This is a genomic window from Curtobacterium sp. Leaf261 (genome assembly GCF_001422205.1).
GTDB lineage: Bacteria > Actinomycetota > Actinomycetes > Actinomycetales > Microbacteriaceae > Curtobacterium.
In genome coordinates, this window is the sequence record NZ_LMMJ01000009.1 from 57142 (window position 1) to 74077 (window position 16936).

Genomic DNA, 16936 nt, shown 5'->3' on the forward strand with positions numbered 1-16936 from the left:
ACCGTCGGACGCAGCGACCTCAGGTGACCAGACCGGCCCGCTCGGCCGTGCGCTGCTCCTGCTGCTCGGACGCCTGGTCGTCGAGGCCGATGACGCCGTAGTCCCAGCCCTTCCGCCGGTAGACGACACTCGGTCGCTCGGTCTCCTCGTCGATGAAGAGGTAGAAGTCGTGCCCGACGAGCTCCATGTAGTAGAGCGCGTCGTCGACCGTCATCGGCGTCGACGCGAACACCTTCTTGCGGATGACGACCGGGCAGTACGCCTCCTCGAGCTCGGCCTCGTCGATCGGCTCCTCGATGGTCGCGAGGGCACCCGTGGCGACGTTCTCGATCAGCCCGCCGTCCGCGGGGACGACACCCATGCTGGCGAAGGACTCCCCCGCCGCCTGCGAGACCGAGGTCGGACGGTGCCGGCCCCGGTGCACCTTCTTGCGGTCCTTCGCCCTGCGGAGGCGCTCCATGATCCTGGCGTAGGCCAGGTCGAACGCGGCGTACTTGTCGGATGCGGTCGACTCCGCGCGGACGAGCGGCCCGGGGCCGATGAGGGTGAGCTCGACGCGGTCGTCGCCGTTCGCCCCCGAGCTCTTCTCGTGGTGTCGACTGACCCGCACCTCGAACGCGAGGGCTCGGTCGGCGAGCGCGTCGATCTTGGCGGACTTCTCCTCGGCGTAGGCGCGGAAACGATCGGTGATCCCGACGTTCCTGCCCGTGATCGTGGTGTCCATGGCGGCTCCCATCCAGACTCGGCGTGTCGCCTCCATCCGGCGAACTCGCAACGCCTTTCGGGACACCGTAGACCCGCGCCCGGTGGTCGGCACCCGATCCCGGCGTGTTGCACGGAACGCGGAACGCTTCCACAGGGCGCTCACGGTTCCACGCTCGCCGTCGCGACGCAGCGGACCACCGTGCCACCGGCGGCACGGACGGCACGGATGCTCTCGGCCATCGTCACGCCGGTCGTCACGACGTCGTCGACGAGGACCACGGGGCGCCCGCCGACCCCGACGGCCCGGAGCGACCCCACCGTCGCCGCGACCCGCTCGATCGCGGTCCGGGACTTCTGCGACCCCGCGGCACCCGGCGCGTCCCGGCCGCGCGCCCGGACCCGACGGAGCCGGCCGGGGACCCGCACCCCGCCGCGACCGAGGAGCAGGACGACCGGGTCGAACCCACGCCGACGCTGTCCGGCTGCCGATGAGGGAACACGGAGCACGACGGCTCCCGGTGCAGACCGACACGCTCGTCGGAGCACGCGGACGGTGGGTGCACCGAGGGTCCTGGCGACGTCGAGGCGGCCGTGCACCTTGACCGCGAGGACCAGGGTCCTGGCGATGCCGGTGTACTCGAACGCCGCGTCGAGTCGGACCCCGGCGACGAGCCTGGTGCACGGCGGTGTCGCGGCGAGCTCCGCGCGGCACCCGGCACACACCGCGCGGTCGTCGGCTCCGCACCCGGCGCACTCGACGGGGAGCAGGATGCCGAGGGCCTCTGCCGCGGCGTCTCGCCAGGGTGTCGTGGTGATCGTCTCCATGGCCACGACCCTGCCCGACCGGCCGTCTGCGGTGCGGTGATCGGAGACGGACTGTGGACGATCCTCCCGTCCGTACCGGGTGGGGAGGACGGGCCGCGCCCGGCCCACCGGACGCAGCCGAGCCCTGCGCCACGCAACCGAGCCACGCGCCACGCAACAGCGCCGCGCGCCGCGCCACCCGCCCGCCCGCCCGCCCGCGACCGTCAGCGCTGCGTCCCGAGCACCTTCGCGGTCACGCCCGTGTCGTCCCACCCGCCGCCGCTCTCGGAGAGCACCCGCCCGTCCGACACGCGCAGGAGCAGCGCGCCGGCACTCCCGCCGACGATGTCCGTGCCGTCACCACTCGGCCGACTGAGGGTCTCCGACTGCCCTCCGATCGTCGACGTGGTCACGCTCGATCCCGTCGAGGTCTCCCCGAGCGTCGCGACCTCGAGGTCACTCGCCCACGTGGCGTCCACGGGGTCCCCGGTCGCCGCCTGGACCCGGATCGGTGTGCCGAAGGACGTCGGTGCCTTCTGCGCGTCGCGGATGATCGCCATGACGTACAGCGCCGCTCCCGAGTCGGTCTCGATGAGTGCGAGCGCGCGCGCCGAGTCACGCGACACCTCGAACGAGACGAGCTGACCGGGCGGCAGGGTGGACGCCACCGTGTGCGTGTCGCCACCGGCGCCGAACGCGGTGATCGACCGCGGATCCGACGCCTGCCCGGACCAGACGAAACCCTGGTCGTCGATCGACGGGGCGACGAGGCCCGTCCGGGCGTCGAGTCGCAGTGGCGCCGCCGACCCGGACCGCACGCCGAACACCCCGTCGCGGTTGCCGACCGCCGCCTCGGAGCCGCTCGTGGAGACCTCGAACGACGTCGGGGCGAGGGCGGCGATCTTGTCGCCGATGCTCGGCAGCGCGCTGAGCGAGGACGCCGTCGCGTTCCCGACGCCGCGGTCGCCGTACACGAGCGGTCGAGGGTCGACGTCCGGATCGCGTTCGGCGCTCGTGCCGCTCGAATCCGGCACGCTGAGACCGGTCCCCTCGACGGTGATGCTCACCGACGAGATCGACGCGACGGTGGACAGGCTCGAGGTGAGCTGCTCGCGCATCCGCACCTTCTCGAGCGTGCTGGCCTTCAGGGCGTCGCTCGTCAGGTCCACCTGCGCCGATCCGTTGTCCACCGTCACGGCGTTCAACGAGAGCTGCGTGCCCTCCGGGAAGGCCGACACGACCGCCCCCTTCAGCCAGTCGCTCGGGCCGGCCAGCAGCGCGCTCGCGATCCGGGTGCTCGTGGAGGAGCGCGCCAGGAACCATCGCTCATCGGGTACCAGGTACTTGTAGGTGGGGTCGTAGAAGTAGAGCGCGTGCGCCTGGAACACCGACTCGAAGTTCGCCGGGTTCAGGATGATGCCGTCCGGTGCGTAGCTGATCCGCCACTGCCCCGACTGCTTCGTGAACTGGAACGTCAGGGTCGAGCTCGTCGGCCGGACCGCCTGGGTGTACTCGCCCGCTGCGTCGACCGTCGCGCTCGCCGTCAGCGTGTAGCTCAGCCGCCGTTCGGTCGTCCGCGTGATGCCACCGCCACTCTGCCGGATGGTGACGCTCTGCCGCGGGTTCCACTTCTGCGCGAACCCGTCGCTCAGGAACTCCCGGGCGATGGCGTAGTTGTCCTGGGGCCCGGTCGCCGCCCGGATGAAGTCCTGCAGGATCGTCTCCTGGTCACTGCCCTTGACCGGCCCGTCTGGGCGGTAGTCGAGGCCGGACTGCGTGTCGTCCTGCACCTTGCTGCCGCGCTGCACCGGACCGGTGGTGGGAATGGCCGCGCACGCGGTCAGGGCGACGAGGGCGAGACCGGCGAGCAGCGCGGCCGCGCCGCGGCGGAGGCGGGAGCCGGACGGGAGGCCCGTGGTGCGTGTCATCGGTCGTCCTCCGTCCGGCGGGTGCCCGGGCCGGTGCCGGTGCTGGCCCGGGTGCCGGTGCTGGCGCTGGTGCTGGTGCTGGTGCTCGTGCGTGCGGCGGCGCTGGTGCTGGTGCTGGTGCTGGGGGCGGCGCCGTGCCAGCTCGGCTCCGGGCTCGTGGTCGTCCCTGTCGGCGTGCTCGTGCTCGTGCTCGTGCTCGTACTGTCGTCGTGGTCGTGGCGCGGGCCGTCGTACGGCTCGTCGCTCGGCGGGAGCGGGATCGCCGAGCCGGTCAGCTCGCCGGCACCGCGCCGCCGCGGCAGCGTCAGCACGAAGACCGACCCCTCGCCGCGCTGCGACCACACGTCGATCCGCCCACCGTGGAGATGGGCGTCCTCGAGGCTGATCGCCAAGCCGAGCCCCGTGCCGCCGATCGTGCGCTGCCTGGACGGGTCGGCCCTCCAGAAGCGGTCGAAGACCCGGTCGGCGTCCTGCGGCGGCATGCCCACACCGGAGTCGCGGACCGCGATCGCGACGGTCTCGCGGTCGCTGTCGACCACGACCTGCACCGGACGCGCCTCGCCGTGCTCGATCGCGTTCCCGACGAGGTTCCGGAGGACCCGGCGGATGCGTCGCCCGTCGACGTCCGTGGCGACGTGCCCGCCGGGGGTCGCGAGCTGGAGCTCGACCCCCGCGGACTCGGCCAGGGGACGGAACTCGTCGACGATGTCCGTGGCGAGGGCCGCCAGCACCACCGGCTCCGTCTCGAGCTGGACCGCCTGGGCGTCGTAGCGGGAGATCTCGAGGAGGTCGGCGAGGAGCAGCTCGAAGCGCTCGACCTGGGCGTGCAGGAGCTCGGCGGACCGACCGATCGCGGGCTCGAAGGAGTGTCGTGCGTCGAAGATGACGTCGCCGGCCAGCCGGATGGTGGTGAGGGGGGTCCGCAGTTCGTGCGAGACGTCGGACACGAACCGCTGCTGCACCCGGGAGAGCTCCGCGAGCTGTGTGATCTGCCGGCTCATGACGTCGGCCATGCCGTTGAAGCTCGTCGCGAGGATCGCGATGTCGTCCTCGCCCCGGACCGGGATGCGCTCCTCGAGCCGGCCGGCCGCGATCTTGCGGCTCGTCGCAGCGGCGACGCGGACCGGGACGACGACGAGCCGCACGACGAGGCTCGTGACGAGTCCGATGAGCACCACCAGTGCCACGCCGCCGATCGAGAGGGTCTGCGACACGAAGTCGAGGGTCTTCTGGGCGTCGCTGAGGTCGTAGACGAGGTACAGCTCGTACTGCCCCGCGCTCGGGATCTGCAGGGTCGACCCGACGGCGAGCCCCGGGTTGACGCGCCCCCGGTCGTCGAGGGACACCGGCTGCAGGCTGAGCTGCCCGGCGTTCTTCGCGACCGTCTTCCGCAGGGAGGAGCTGATCACGGCGTCCGGGAAGTCCTGGCTCGCGATGTTCTGCAGCGACTGCGTCGTGTTCTGCCCGGGGGTCCTGAGGATCGCGATGTCCGTGCCGCCCGGGCTCGTGGTGGTCGACAGGATGGAGCGCTGCGCCTCGTTCTGCAGCGTCTCCAGCTCCACCTGGTTGTTGTCCTCGGCAGCCGTCGCCGCGTCGAAGATGTTCTGGGCGAGGATCGTCGCGCGCTCGGACTCCGCCTCGATCTGGTCGCGCCGCTGGTTGTAGACGTTGTTCGAGATGCTCAGCATGATGGCCGTGCCGATCACGGTCACCGCGAGTCCCGTCGTGAGCACGGTGATCGCCACCGCGCGGAACATCAGGGAGCGTCGCCAGAGGAACGCCAGCGCGCGGAGCCCGCTGCGCAACCAGCCGGACACACGGCGGCGGACGTCGCGGACCGTGGTCACCGGGCCGCGCCTCGCCGGACCGCCCGGAGCCGTGGACATGACGGGCTAGGCCCCGGCGCCCGCCCGGTACCCGACGCCGCGGACGGTCGTCACGATGCGGGGGTTGTCCGGGTCGTGCTCGATCTTGGCGCGGAGCCGCTGCACGTGCACGTTCACCAGGCGCGTGTCCGCCTTGTAGTGGTAGCCCCACACCTGCTCGAGCAGCATCTCGCGGGTGAACACCTGGTTCGGCTTCTCGGCGAGCGCCCGGAGCAGGTCGAACTCGAGCGGGGTGAGCGAGATCGGGGCGTCACCGCGACGGACCTCGTGCCCCGGGACGTCGACCGTGACGTCGCCGACGGTCAGCACGGCGGCATCGCTCGCCACGGGCCTGAGGCGCGTGCGGATCCGGGCGACGAGCTCCTTCGGGTTGAAGGGCTTGACCACGTAGTCGTCGGCGCCGGACTCGAGTCCGACGACGACGTCTGAGGTGTCGCCGCGGGCGGTCAGCATGATGATCGGCGTGCCGCTCTCCGCACGGATCCGGCGGCAGACCTCGATGCCGTCGATCCCCGGGAGCATCACGTCGAGGAGGACGAGGTCGGGACGGGTGGTCTGGAACGCCTCGAGGGCGTCGGTGCCGTCCGCACTGAAGTCGAGCTCGAACCCCTCGGATCGCAGGACGATGCCGATCATCTCGCTGAGGGCGGGATCGTCGTCGACGACGAGGATGCGCGGGTTCATGTCCTTCTCCGGCGGGGTCGATGGCGCGCGGGCACGCACCTGTCTGTCCGGCCACCATAGTCGAGGCGCAGCGCGCGCACGGTGTGCCCCGCTGCTCGGCGACCGGTGCGGCGAGTTCTCCACATTCCGGTCGCCCGCTGGTCCGCGGACGCTCCCGTCCGACAGAATCGACGGAGCGCGCCCCGAGGACGGGGTGCACACGGTGGGTGGCGAGGGGGAACGCATGACGAACGGCGACGGCTGGCAGGTGCCGGGCAGCAGCGACCGGTCGACGCCACCACCACAGCCTGGAGGACCGTGGCAGCATGGCCCGGACCGCTCCGGTCCGGCAGGTCCGCCCGGTCGCGTCTCCGCGCTGCCGCTCCGGCCGCTCGGGTTCGGCGACGTCCTCGGGGGCGCCTTCGGGATCTTCCGTCGGAACGTCCGCGTCCTGCTCGTCTACGGGCTCCTGCTGAGCGGTGTCGCGACGATCGTCTCGCTGCTCGTGTCGCGGGGGTTCTCCTCCGACTACCTCACCCGGGTCGCATCGGCGAGTTCGGCGGACTCGCCGACGGTCCTCGCCGGTGCGTACACGCTGCAGCTCGTCGGATCCGTCGTCGCACTCGTGATCGGCGTCGTGGCGCGCGCACTCCTCCAGGCCCCGGTCGCCGTGGAGACCGCGCAGCAGGCCCTCGGTCGCCGGGCGAGTGCAGCGGGCATCAACGCGCTCCTCCGCGGGCGCCGACTCGCCGTCGTGTGGTGGGCGCTCCTCGTCGCCGCCGCGATCGTCGTCGGAGGCGGCGTCACGGTCGTCGTGTTCGCCGCGACGGTGGCGGGCATCGGCGGGACGGGCGGGTTCCTCGCCGGGATCGGCGTGCTCTTCGGCGTCGGCCTCCTGTTCGGCGTGCTCGCCGCGTGGCTCGCCGTCAAGTTCTCGCTCGTCGTCCCCGGCATCGCGCTCGAGGGGCTCGGACCCATCGCCGCCGCGCGGAACTCGTGGCGGCTCGTCCGCGGTGCCTACTGGCGGACGTTCGGCATCGAGCTGCTCGTGCGGGTCATGTTCAACGTCGCGGTGAGCATCGCGAGCATCCCACTGTCGATCGTCCTGGCGTTCGCGTCCGGGGTCTTCTCACCACTCGGAGCACGCGGGAGCGGTGCCACGGGCTTCTCCCCCGTGTCCGTCATCGTGATCGTGGTCGGCGGTGCGCTGGCCGTCGCGGTCACGGCGATCACCGACGTGGTCGCCGCCGCCACGACGACCCTGCTCTACATCGACCGGCGGTTCCGGACCGAGGGGCTCGACGGCAGGATCGCTTCGTCGCTGGAGACGGGGATCCCGGCCGATCCCTTCGCGACCGTCGCACCGGCCGAGCGCCGTCCGGACCCGTGGGGTGGCGCGAGCGGACCCCGGGGTCGGACACCGGCCGGTCCCGGTGCGGGCCCTCAGGGACAGTGGGGCCCCGGGCCGTGGGGTCCCGGGCAGCAGCAGGCACCCGGACCGTGGGGTCCCGCGCAGCAGCAGGCACCAGGGCCGTGGGGTCCCGCGCAGCAGCAGGCACCAGGGCCGCAGTGGGGAGCCGCCCCGCAGTGGGGTCCCGGTTCGCAGACTCGTCCGGGATCACCGCGGGACGACGGCGATCCACGGCAGACGCCACCCGGCCCGCCGTCGGAGGGTCCTCGATGACACCAGGTGCGACCGTCGGTCTGCTCGTCGGCAGGATGCTGACGGTGTCTCCGCGTCCCGCTGTGTCCCCGGGAGATGCTCGCCGCCTGCTGCAGGACGAGCTCCGCGACCGTGCGTACGACGCCGCACGACCGACGTGGTGGGACCGCGTGTCCAAGTCCTTCCTCGACTGGATCGGCTCGTTCCGCATCGGCGGCGACGCGGGAGTCGACCGCATCCTGCTCGTCGTCGGCATCGTCGTCGTGCTGGCCGTCGTGGTGCTGCTCGTCGTCGTCGTCGGGCTGCCCCGTCGACGGGCGGTCCAGCGCGGTGCCTCCGGGTCGGTCTTCGACGCGGACGACCGCCGCGACGCACGAGCGCTCAGCGCCGCGGCCGCCGCGGCCGCGGCCCGTGGCGACTGGGACCAGGCGGTCGTCGACGCGTTCCGGGCGCTGGTCCGCGGACTCGCCGAACGCGATCTCGTCCCGGACGTCCCCGGTGCCACGGCCAGGACCATCGCGACCGATGCCGGAGCCTCGTTCCCGGGGTCGGCGTCCGCCCTGACCGAGTCCGCGCGGCGGTTCGACGCCGTCCGGTACGCGGGGGTCGACGCCGACGAGTCCGACTACCGCGTGGTGACCGACACCGACACGGCGGTCCGCCGGGTTCGTCCGGTCGAGCAGATCGCGGTCCCGGCGTGAGCGCGACCACGCTGACGACATCGACCGGGACCCGATCCGACGTCCCAGTAGGACCGGGAGCGGCGCCAGAGCGACCGGAACGGCGACGGCGGTTCGCGGGCTGGGGGGCCCTCGTGCTCATCGGTGTCGTGCTCGCCGTCGGCGCGGGCATCGCGGGCATGGACACCTCCTCGGAGCCGGTCCAGCTCGATCCCACGTCGGCGACCCCGACCGGGACACGGGCGCTCGTCCATGTCCTGGAACAGCGCGGCACGCGCGTCGACATCGTGCACGATGCGCCCGCGGCCACGGAGTCGGCGAGTGTCGGGGGCACCGTCTTCGTCGACGACAGCGCCGGAGCACTCTCCGCACGGTCTGCACGGCAGCTGAAGCACTCCGCCCACCGGGTGGTCCTCGTCACCTCGGACACCCGGGTGCTCGAGGCATTCGGACTCCGGGCGACGGCCGCCGCCGAGGTCAGCGCGACGACGCCGGTCGACACCTCGACGTGCGCCGTCCCGGCGGCGGCTGCTGCCAGGACCCTCACGGCGACCGGCACCGGGTTCGACGCTCCGGCCAGCATGGTCCGGTGCCTGCCGTCGGACGACTCCGGTGCACGCACCTGGGGGCTGGTGCGCACCGGGATCCCGAACGGCACCGTGACGCTCCTCGGTGCGACATCGGTGCTGCAGAACGGCTCGATCACGAGCGCCGGGAACGCCTCCTTCGCGCTGAACCTGCTCGGCACCACCGATCGGGCCGACGGTCGGACGGCCGACGACGACGCGGTGCACGGTGCGTCCTCCGCGCGGCTCACCTGGTTCGTGCCGACGGCCAGCTCGGACGGCGCGGCACCGTCACTCGCCGACCTGGCCCCGGGGTGGATCACACCGGTGCTCCTCGTCGGGGCGCTGGTCGGGCTCGCGGCCGCGTTCTGGCGCGGACGGCGGCTCGGCCCCCTCGTCGTCGAACGGCTGCCGGTGGTGGTCCGCGCGGCCGAGACCGCCGAGGGCCGAGCGCGCCTCTACTCCAGGACCCGTGACCGGACCCATGCGCTCGACACCCTCCGGATCGCCGCGGTCCGGAGGATCGGGCGCCGACTCGGACTCGCGCGGGGAACGCACGTCGATCTGGTCGTCGCAGCCGCAGCGGTCGCGACCGGGCGACCGGCGGCGTCGGTCGGGGCCGTGCTCGTCGGGGGCCGGACCCACGACGACGCCACCCTCGTGGCCGGAGCGGACGCCGTCGTCGAGCTCGAACGGGCGGTGATCGCGAGCACGAGCGGTCGGACCCCGACCCCGAGCGCCCGTGCCGACGGCGGCGGCGTCAGTGCCCCGGCCGCCAGCGACGAGACCACCGGCACCGCCACCCCGACCAGCACCAGCACCAGCACCAGCACCAGCACCAGCACCAGCACCAGCACCACGATGCCCGACCACGGAGGACGCCCATGACGACCGAACACCCGGGTGCAGGACCCGCCATCGACGACGGGCCGAGCGGACAGCGGCCCGCCGGTCCGATCGACGGCACCGATCTCCGAGCCGTGTTCGGCGCGGTGCGTGCCGAGGTCGCCAAGGCCGTCGTCGGACAGGAGGGCGCCGTCTCGGGGATGATGGTCGGCGTCCTCGCCCAGGGCCACGTGCTGCTCGAGGGCGTGCCCGGTGTGGCCAAGACGCTGCTCGTGCGGAGCCTCGCGGCCGCGATGTCCCTGGACACCAAGCGCATCCAGTTCACGCCGGACCTGATGCCCGGCGACGTGACCGGGTCGCTCGTGTACGACGCCTCGACCGGGACGTTCCCGTTCCGTGAGGGCCCGGTGTTCACGAACGTGCTGCTCGCCGACGAGATCAACCGGACTCCGCCGAAGACGCAGTCCGCCCTGCTCGAGGCCATGGAGGAGCGTCAGGTGAGCGTCGACGGCGGCGCGCACCCGCTCCCGGACCCGTTCTTCGTCGCCGCGACCATGAACCCGATCGAGTTCGAGGGGACCTACACGCTCCCCGAGGCCCAGCTCGACCGGTTCCTGATGAAGCTCACGATGGACATCCCGCCGCGCGACGTCGAGTTCCAGGTGCTCCGACGCCATGCCGACGGGTTCGTCGCCAGGGACGTCTCCTCGGCCGGCATCGTGCCGGTCGTCGACCGCTCCCAGGTCCTCGCGGCGCAGCGGGCGGTCCGTGGTGTGGCCGCGCGGGACGACGTCCTCGCGTACGTCGTGGACCTGGCTCGGGCGACCCGTGCGGCGCCGTCCGTCCGGGTCGGGGTGAGCCCCCGCGGCGCGACCGCGCTCCTCGCGGCGGCGAAGGCCTGGGCGTGGATGACCGGAGCGGACGCGATCACCCCGGACCACGTGCAGGCCATGCTCGTCCCCGTGTGGCGGCATCGGCTGCGCGTCGCGCCGGACGCCGAACTCGAGGGCGTCGGGGCCGATGCGGTCCTCCGCCAGGTGCTCCAGCAGGTCAGGGTGCCGATCTAGTGGTCGTCACCGGGCGGTTCGTCGCGCTCCTCGCCGTCGCGGTGGTCCCGACGGTGCTCCTCGACTCCGGATGGGGCGCGCTCGCGTGGATCGGCGTGCTGGTCGTCGCAGCGGCCGTCGACGTCGCGCTCGCGGCAGACCTCCTGGCCGTCCGCGTGGAGCGACGCCTGCCGAGGGCGATCCGTCGCGGCGCCCACGCGGACGGCGTCCTGGTGCTCACGAACGGCGGTGCACGGCGGCTCAGGGGCCAGGCCCGCGATCTCTGGGAGCCGTCGGCGGTGGTGAGCCCGCGCCGCGCACCGCTCGACGTCCCACCCGGTGAGCGTCAGAGGGTCCAGCTCCGTCTCGAGCCGTTCCGCCGCGGACGACGACGGACCGCGGGCGTCGCCGTCCGGGCCGTCGGGCCGCTCGGTCTCGCGGGACGCCAGCGTGTCGTCCCGGCACCGGAGGACCTGGTGGTGACGCCCCCGTTCCTCGCGCGGCGACATCTCGCGTCGCGGCTCGTCCGGCTCCGCGAGCTCGACGGCGAGTCCACGGTGCAGCTCCGCGGGCATGGGACCGAGTTCGACTCCCTCCGCGACTACGTGCGTGGCGACGACGTCCGGTCGATCGACTGGCGGGCGACGGCGCGTCGACAGGACCTCGTGGTGCGCACCTGGCGGCCGGAGCGTGACCGTCGCGTCGTGGTGGTCGTCGACACCGGCCGGGCATCGGCCGCGCGGATCGGCGACGAACCCCGGCTGGACACGTTCATCGAGTCCGCCCTCCTGGTCGCGGCACTCGCCGCGGCCGCCGGCGACCGGGTCGACCTCGTGGTGCTCGACGACGCCGTCCGCGGTCGTGTCCACGGTGCCACCCGCGCCGACGTCCTGCAGCGGTTCGGCGAGGTCCTCGCCGAGGCCGTGCCGACCCTCGCCGCGACCGACTTCGCCGGGTTGTCCGGGGTGCTCGACGGGATCACGACCTCGCGAGCCTTCGTGGTCATCGCCACGACGCTCGACTCGCTCGGCGCCTCCGCCGACGTCCTCACCGCGCTCCCCGCCATCACCAGGCGGCACACGGTGGTCGTCAGCGCGATCACGGACCCGGCGGTCGTCGCGATGGCCGCGCCGACGGTCCCCGCCGTCCGTCGCCCCACCCCGAACGGTCAGCAGGCACGCCCCACCCACGTCGATCGGGAGGCACGCCCCACCCGCTCCGCGCCCGTCGCGACCCGACCCGCGCCCGTCGCGACCCGACTTCGGTGGGCCGCAGCGGGCCTCCAGACCGGGACGACGCCGCGGCAGCAGCAGCAGCAGACCGACGTCTACCGTCGTGCCGCCGCGGAACGGACGCTGCTCGACGCCGACGGCGTCGTGGAGGCAGCACGCCGGCTGGGCGCCGAGGTCGTGGTCGGCGAACCGGAAGCGGTGCCGCCGATGCTCGCGGACGCCTACCTCCGCGCGAAGGCGACCGGGCGGCTCTGACACCGCCCCGCACCTCGGTCGGACCCTCGACCGGTCCCGGTGTCGGTGTCGGTGTCGGTGTCGGTGTCGGGCGCTCAGCCCGCGACGAGCACCGTCGCGCCGCGGTCGAACTCCTCGACGTCCCCGCGGGCACCCGCGCGGTACGCACGCCCACCGACCACCCACTGGTACACGAGCACCGCGGCGAGGGCGACCGACCCGATGCCGATCTTCACCGCCCACGGCCACGGTTGCCGCGTCACGGTCCCCTCGACGATCCCGGAGAGCAGCAGCGTCAGGACCAGCCCGATCGCCACGACGACGAGTGCCCGACCGTCCTCCGCGAGCGCCTGGCCCCGCGTCCGCTCCCCCGGGACGAGCCACGACCAGAAGATCATCAGCCCCGCGGCGCCGGCCATGAACACCGAGTAGAGCTCGAGCTGCCCGTGGGGGGCGATGTACAGGAAGAAGTCGCCGAGCCGCCCCTGCGAGTGCATGATCGCCGACGAGACCCCGAGGTTCACGGCGTTCCCCATGATCGAGTACGGCACGAAGAGCCCCGTGACGCCGAACGCGACCATCTCGGCGGCGATGAAGGCGTTGTTCGTCCAGACCTTGCCGGTGAAGCCCGCCAGCGAGTGGTCCGAGTAGTAGTCGATGAAGTCCTGGGTGGCGTACCGGTGCAGGGCCGCCTGTGAGCCGAAGGTGCTGACGAGCTGCGGGTCCGAGGAGATCCACACCCCGCTGACGACGGCGATGACGGCGGTCACGGCGGCGAGGGTGAGGCTCAGCCAGCGGATCCGGTAGAGCGCCGACGGGAGCTGCACGGCGAAGAAGGTCGTCACCGTCTCGAGGGTCCCGCGCGGCGTGCCGGTGAACCGCAGTCGTGCGCGGAACAGCGTCAGCGACAGTGAATCGCCGGTCCGGGAGCGTCGGACGGTGCCGCGGATGCGTGCGAGGTCGGTCGCGCCGGACTGGTAGAGCGTGAGCAGGCGGTCGACGTCCGCGCCCGAGGCATGACGACGACGAGCGAGACGATCGAGTTCGTCCCACCGCTCGCGGTTGACCGCACCGTGCGCTTCGAGGTCCATGACTGCTTGAATGATGGCATGTCGGAGGAGCGCGCGCACCGGTCGGCCCAGGACGACCTCGTCGGCCGGGGTCTGCTCCGCGCACTCGACGATGACGCCCCCGCCCTCGTCGTCGGCGAGGCGGTCGCGCTCGACGTCCAACCCGCGAGCATCGCGCTCCGACTCGCGGCGGGCCTCATCGACGCCGTGGTGATCGTCGTGGCGTACCTCGCGCTGCTCCTCGGCGGCCTCTTGGCACTCCGGGGCGCCCGCGACGACGCATGGGTCTCGGTCTGGTCGATCGTCGCAGTCGTGCTCGCGGTCGTCGTCCTGCCCACCGTGCTCGAGGTCGTGTCGCGCGGCCGGAGCGTCGGCCGGTGGGCGGTGGGCACACGCGTGGTGCGGATGGACGGCGGATCCGTCGGGTTCCGGCAGGCGTTCGTCCGCGCCCTCGTCGGGGTCCTCGAGCTCGTCGCGACTGCCGGCTCGCTGGCGCTCGTCGTCGCGCTGTTCGGCTCGCGGCCCCGTCGTCTCGGTGATCTCATGGCCGGCACGTTCGTGCAACAGGAGCGCATCCCGAAGGGTGTCGACCCGGTCGTCGTCCTGCCGGCCGACCTCGTCGGATGGGCGGCGATCGCGAACGTCTCACGGTTGCCGCAGCGGCTCGAGAACCGGCTCGCCACGTACTTCCGGAGTGCGGCGACCCTCCGCCCCGAGCTGCGTTTCGCGACCGCGGTCGCCCTCGCGGAGGAGGTCGCGCGGTTCGCCCGGCCGGTGCCGCCCGTCGACCCCGAACGCTACCTCGCCGGAGTGGTGGCCCTCCGCCGGGAGCGGGACGTCCGTGCCCTCAGCGCACGCGCGCAGACGCTCGCGGGGCTCGGCGAGGTCGCGTCGGCACGTCCGGCCGGGTTCCCGGAACGCTGACCGCCGGACTGGAGGCGCGCCTCCAGTCCGATGCGCAGCCCGCGGACCGCGGGCGGCGACGGACCGCAGGCGGCGCCGGACCGAGGACGGCGGTCGGACGACACGCGCCGCCCGACCGCGGTCGCCTCAGTACCGGTAGGTCTCGGGCTTGTACGGCCCCGCCACCGTCACGCCGATGTACGACGCCTGCTCGGGCCGGAGCGTGGTCAGCCGCACACCGAGCGCGTCGAGGTGCAGGCGCGCGACCTTCTCGTCGAGCTGCTTCGGGAGCACGTAGACGCCCACCGGGTACTCCTCCGGCTTCGTCCAGAGCTCGATCTGGGCGAGCACCTGGTTCGTGAACGAGTTGCTCATCACGAAGGACGGGTGTCCGGTGGCGTTGCCGAGGTTCATGAGCCGGCCCTCGGACAGGACGAGGATGCTCCGACCCGTCGGCAGGCGCCACTCATGGACCTGCGGCTTGATCTCGACGCGCTCGGCACCGGCGAGCTGCTCGAGCCCGGCCATGTCGATCTCGTTGTCGAAGTGCCCGACGTTCGCGACGACCGCGAGGTGCTTCATACCGAGCATGTCGTCGACGGTCACGACGTCCACGTTGCCAGTGCACGTGACGACGATGTCGACCTCGCCGATCACGGACTGCAGGGTCGCGACCTGGTAGCCGTCCATCGCGGCCTGGAGCGCGCAGATCGGGTCGACCTCGGACACGATGACGCGGGCGCCCTGGCCGCGGAGGGCCTCGGCCGCGCCCTTGCCGACGTCGCCGTACCCGACCACGAACGCGACCTTGCCGCCGATCAGCACGTCGGTCGCGCGGTTGAGGCCGTCCGGCAGGGAGTGACGGATGCCGTACTTGTTGTCGAACTTGCTCTTCGTGACGGAGTCGTTGACGTTGATCGCGGGGAACGCGAGCTCACCGGTGCGGGCGAGCTCGACGAGGCGGTGCACGCCGGTCGTGGTCTCCTCGGTGACGCCGCGGACGTCGGCAGCGATGCGGGTGAAACGGTCCGAGCTCGTCTCGAGGGACTCGGCGATGGTGCGGAGCACGACGCGGTACTCGGCGGAGTCACCCTCCGACGCGGCCGGTGCGACCCCGGCGGCCTCGGCAGCAGCGGCCTGGTGCACGAGCATCGTGGCGTCGCCGCCGTCGTCGAGGATCATGTTCGGACCCGACCAGGCGGCGTCCTCGCCGGCGGCCCGGGCGGTGGCGGCCTCGGTCGACCAGTCGAAGATCCGCGTCGCGCACCACCAGTACTCGTCGAGGGTCTCGCCCTTCCACGCGAACACGGGGACGCCGGCGGGGGCGTCCGGGGTGCCGGTGGGGCCGACGGCGATCGCGGCGGCGGCCTCGTCCTGCGTGGAGAAGATGTTGCAGCTGGCCCAGCGGACCTCGGCGCCGAGCGCGGTCAGCGTCTCGATGAGCACCGCGGTCTGCACCGTCATGTGGAGGGACCCGGCGATGCGCGCGCCGCGGAGGGGCTGGGATGCGCCGAACTCCTCGCGGAGGGACATGAGGCCCGGCATCTCGTTCTCGGCGAGGCGGATCTGGTGGCGTCCCGCCTCGGCGAGCGTCAGGTCTCGGACGCGGAACTGCTCGGAGGTCTGCTGCGTGTCGGTCGGCATGCAGCCAGTGTCCCACGCGCGGTCGCGGTGATGCCCAGCGTGCGGCGGCCTGTCCGCCCAGCGTGCGCGGCCTGTCCGCCGGGCGTGCGGCGGCCCGTCCTCCGGGCGCTCAGTCGCGCGCGATCGGGAGCTGCCGCACGACCTGCCAGCCCTGCGGGACCCGGAGCCCCGCGGCGTGCCGACCGCAGAGGTCGTACCCGTGCGGCTCGACCCGGACCGAGAGCGGCCCGACGACGACCATGGAGTCCGCGTAGTCGTAGGTCAGGGTCGCGACGGCACGCGCCGCGCACGCGACCTTGCTGCAGATCCTGACGTCCATCCCACGGACAACCTACCGGGTCCGCCGCACGACGCCGCCCGGTGCACCCGACGGGGACCACCCGCGGGGGTCCGCCCGGCGACGACGCGCGCGACGTCCACCCGACGACCACCCGCGCAGTACGATTGCCCGCATGGTCGGACGTCACCACACGGTCTCCCCCGTCGGTCGCGCCCGGGGTCGCTCGCGACACGGCCGCGGCGGGCGATCGTCGGTCACGGGTCCGGAGCTCGCGCCGATCGTCACGCGCGCCGAGTCGTTCGACCGGATCGTCGCCGACGCCGCGCACTACCTCGTCGACCTCTGGCCGGACGAACTCCAGGGCGTCGCCTTCCAGGTCGCCGACATGCCGTCCGACCCGGTGACCGGACCCGAGGCCTCGCTGCCTCGCTGGAAGCTCGAGCGCTCCCCGGACCGCGTGACCCTGTTCCGGATCCCCGTCGAGCGGCTCACCCGCCTGCCGGAGAAGGACGATCAGGACAAGCGCGTCGTCGTCGAGGCCGCGGTGTTCCGCGCCGTCGGCGAACTCATCGACAAGGACCCCTGGGACCTCGCGCCCGACCGGTACCGCCACTTCTGAGCACCGGCCGCTCGCGCGGACCGGACGGGAGCGGAACGGACAGGACGGCAGCGGAGCGGACTGGACGGCAGCGGAGCGGAGCGGACGGGAGGCAGGGCAGACCCCGTACCGCGACCCGCGTTCCGGGGTCTCCCGTCCCTCCAGACCGCAGCCGTCCCGCCAGACCG

Annotated in this window: 15 protein-coding genes; 7 read left to right on the forward strand and 8 right to left on the reverse strand. The window is 72.9% G+C overall.

Going from position 1 to position 16936, the window contains the following annotated elements; genetic code table 11:
- Positions 1-19: 19 nt before the first annotated feature.
- From hpf to mtrA, 5 genes are all read right to left on the reverse strand, one after another.
- Positions 20-724, reverse strand: a complete 705-nt coding sequence (hpf, locus tag ASF23_RS11425; RefSeq protein ID WP_055953457.1) for a ribosome hibernation-promoting factor, HPF/YfiA family — start codon at positions 722-724, stop codon at positions 20-22.
- A gap of 140 nt (positions 725-864) precedes the next feature.
- The gene (locus tag ASF23_RS11430; protein ID WP_055953460.1) at positions 865-1530 is read right to left on the reverse strand and encodes a ComF family protein; all 666 of its coding nucleotides are present in this window, start codon (positions 1528-1530) and stop codon (positions 865-867) included.
- A gap of 203 nt (positions 1531-1733) precedes the next feature.
- Positions 1734-3437 carry a GerMN domain-containing protein gene (locus ASF23_RS11435; RefSeq protein ID WP_055953463.1) on the reverse strand — a complete coding sequence of 568 codons (1704 nt, stop codon included), beginning with the start codon at positions 3435-3437 and terminating at the stop codon, positions 1734-1736.
- A complete protein-coding gene (gene mtrB / locus ASF23_RS11440; protein WP_235510875.1) occupies positions 3434-5284 on the reverse strand; it encodes an MtrAB system histidine kinase MtrB in 1851 nt (616 codons plus the stop codon). The genes ASF23_RS11435 and mtrB overlap by 4 nt, the downstream gene beginning before the upstream one ends.
- 45 nt (positions 5285-5329) lie before the next feature.
- Positions 5330-6007 (reverse strand): MtrAB system response regulator MtrA, encoded by a 678-nt coding sequence (gene mtrA / locus ASF23_RS11445; protein ID WP_055953466.1) that lies wholly within the window; start codon positions 6005-6007, stop codon positions 5330-5332.
- 223 nt (positions 6008-6230) lie between these two features.
- Between mtrA and ASF23_RS11450 the strand changes: the two genes are divergently transcribed.
- From ASF23_RS11450 to ASF23_RS11470, 5 genes are read left to right on the forward strand one after another with little or no spacing between them, the layout of a single operon-like run.
- Positions 6231-7670: a proline-rich domain-containing protein gene (locus tag ASF23_RS11450; protein ID WP_055953470.1), complete on the forward strand. Its 1440-nt coding sequence runs from the start codon at positions 6231-6233 to the stop codon at positions 7668-7670.
- Complete coding sequence (locus ASF23_RS11455) at positions 7667-8350, forward strand: DUF4129 domain-containing protein (protein WP_055953473.1); 684 nt, start codon at positions 7667-7669, stop codon at positions 8348-8350. Before ASF23_RS11450 ends, ASF23_RS11455 begins: the two co-directional genes overlap by 4 nt.
- Positions 8347-9783 (forward strand): DUF4350 domain-containing protein, encoded by a 1437-nt coding sequence (locus tag ASF23_RS11460; RefSeq protein WP_156364476.1) that lies wholly within the window; start codon positions 8347-8349, stop codon positions 9781-9783. The genes ASF23_RS11455 and ASF23_RS11460 overlap by 4 nt, the downstream gene beginning before the upstream one ends.
- Entirely contained in the window at positions 9780-10808 is a 1029-nt protein-coding gene (locus ASF23_RS11465) for an AAA family ATPase (protein ID WP_082474081.1), read from the forward strand. Before ASF23_RS11460 ends, ASF23_RS11465 begins: the two co-directional genes overlap by 4 nt.
- The gene (locus ASF23_RS11470) at positions 10808-12274 is read left to right on the forward strand and encodes a DUF58 domain-containing protein (protein ID WP_055953479.1); all 1467 of its coding nucleotides are present in this window, start codon (positions 10808-10810) and stop codon (positions 12272-12274) included. The genes ASF23_RS11465 and ASF23_RS11470 overlap by 1 nt, the downstream gene beginning before the upstream one ends.
- Positions 12275-12348: 74 nt before the next feature.
- On the opposite strand, the gene ASF23_RS11475 is transcribed toward ASF23_RS11470, so the two are convergent.
- The gene (locus ASF23_RS11475; RefSeq protein WP_055953480.1) at positions 12349-13344 is read right to left on the reverse strand and encodes a stage II sporulation protein M; all 996 of its coding nucleotides are present in this window, start codon (positions 13342-13344) and stop codon (positions 12349-12351) included.
- An 18-nt stretch (positions 13345-13362) separates the two neighbouring features.
- Here ASF23_RS11475 and ASF23_RS11480 point away from each other — a divergent pair, with 18 nt between their 5' ends.
- Positions 13363-14247 carry an RDD family protein gene (locus tag ASF23_RS11480; protein ID WP_082474082.1) on the forward strand — a complete coding sequence of 295 codons (885 nt, stop codon included), beginning with the start codon at positions 13363-13365 and terminating at the stop codon, positions 14245-14247.
- Positions 14248-14373: 126 nt separating this feature from the next.
- Here ASF23_RS11480 and ahcY read toward each other — a convergent pair whose 3' ends face one another.
- Both ahcY and ASF23_RS11490 read right to left on the reverse strand, forming a co-directional pair.
- The gene (gene ahcY / locus ASF23_RS11485) at positions 14374-15870 is read right to left on the reverse strand and encodes an adenosylhomocysteinase (RefSeq protein WP_055953483.1); all 1497 of its coding nucleotides are present in this window, start codon (positions 15868-15870) and stop codon (positions 14374-14376) included.
- A gap of 109 nt (positions 15871-15979) precedes the next feature.
- The gene (locus ASF23_RS11490; protein ID WP_055953485.1) at positions 15980-16189 is read right to left on the reverse strand and encodes a DUF3499 family protein; all 210 of its coding nucleotides are present in this window, start codon (positions 16187-16189) and stop codon (positions 15980-15982) included.
- A gap of 133 nt (positions 16190-16322) precedes the next feature.
- Here ASF23_RS11490 and ASF23_RS11495 point away from each other — a divergent pair, with 133 nt between their 5' ends.
- Positions 16323-16769 carry a metallopeptidase family protein gene (locus tag ASF23_RS11495; RefSeq protein WP_055953488.1) on the forward strand — a complete coding sequence of 149 codons (447 nt, stop codon included), beginning with the start codon at positions 16323-16325 and terminating at the stop codon, positions 16767-16769.
- Positions 16770-16936: the final 167 nt, after the last annotated feature.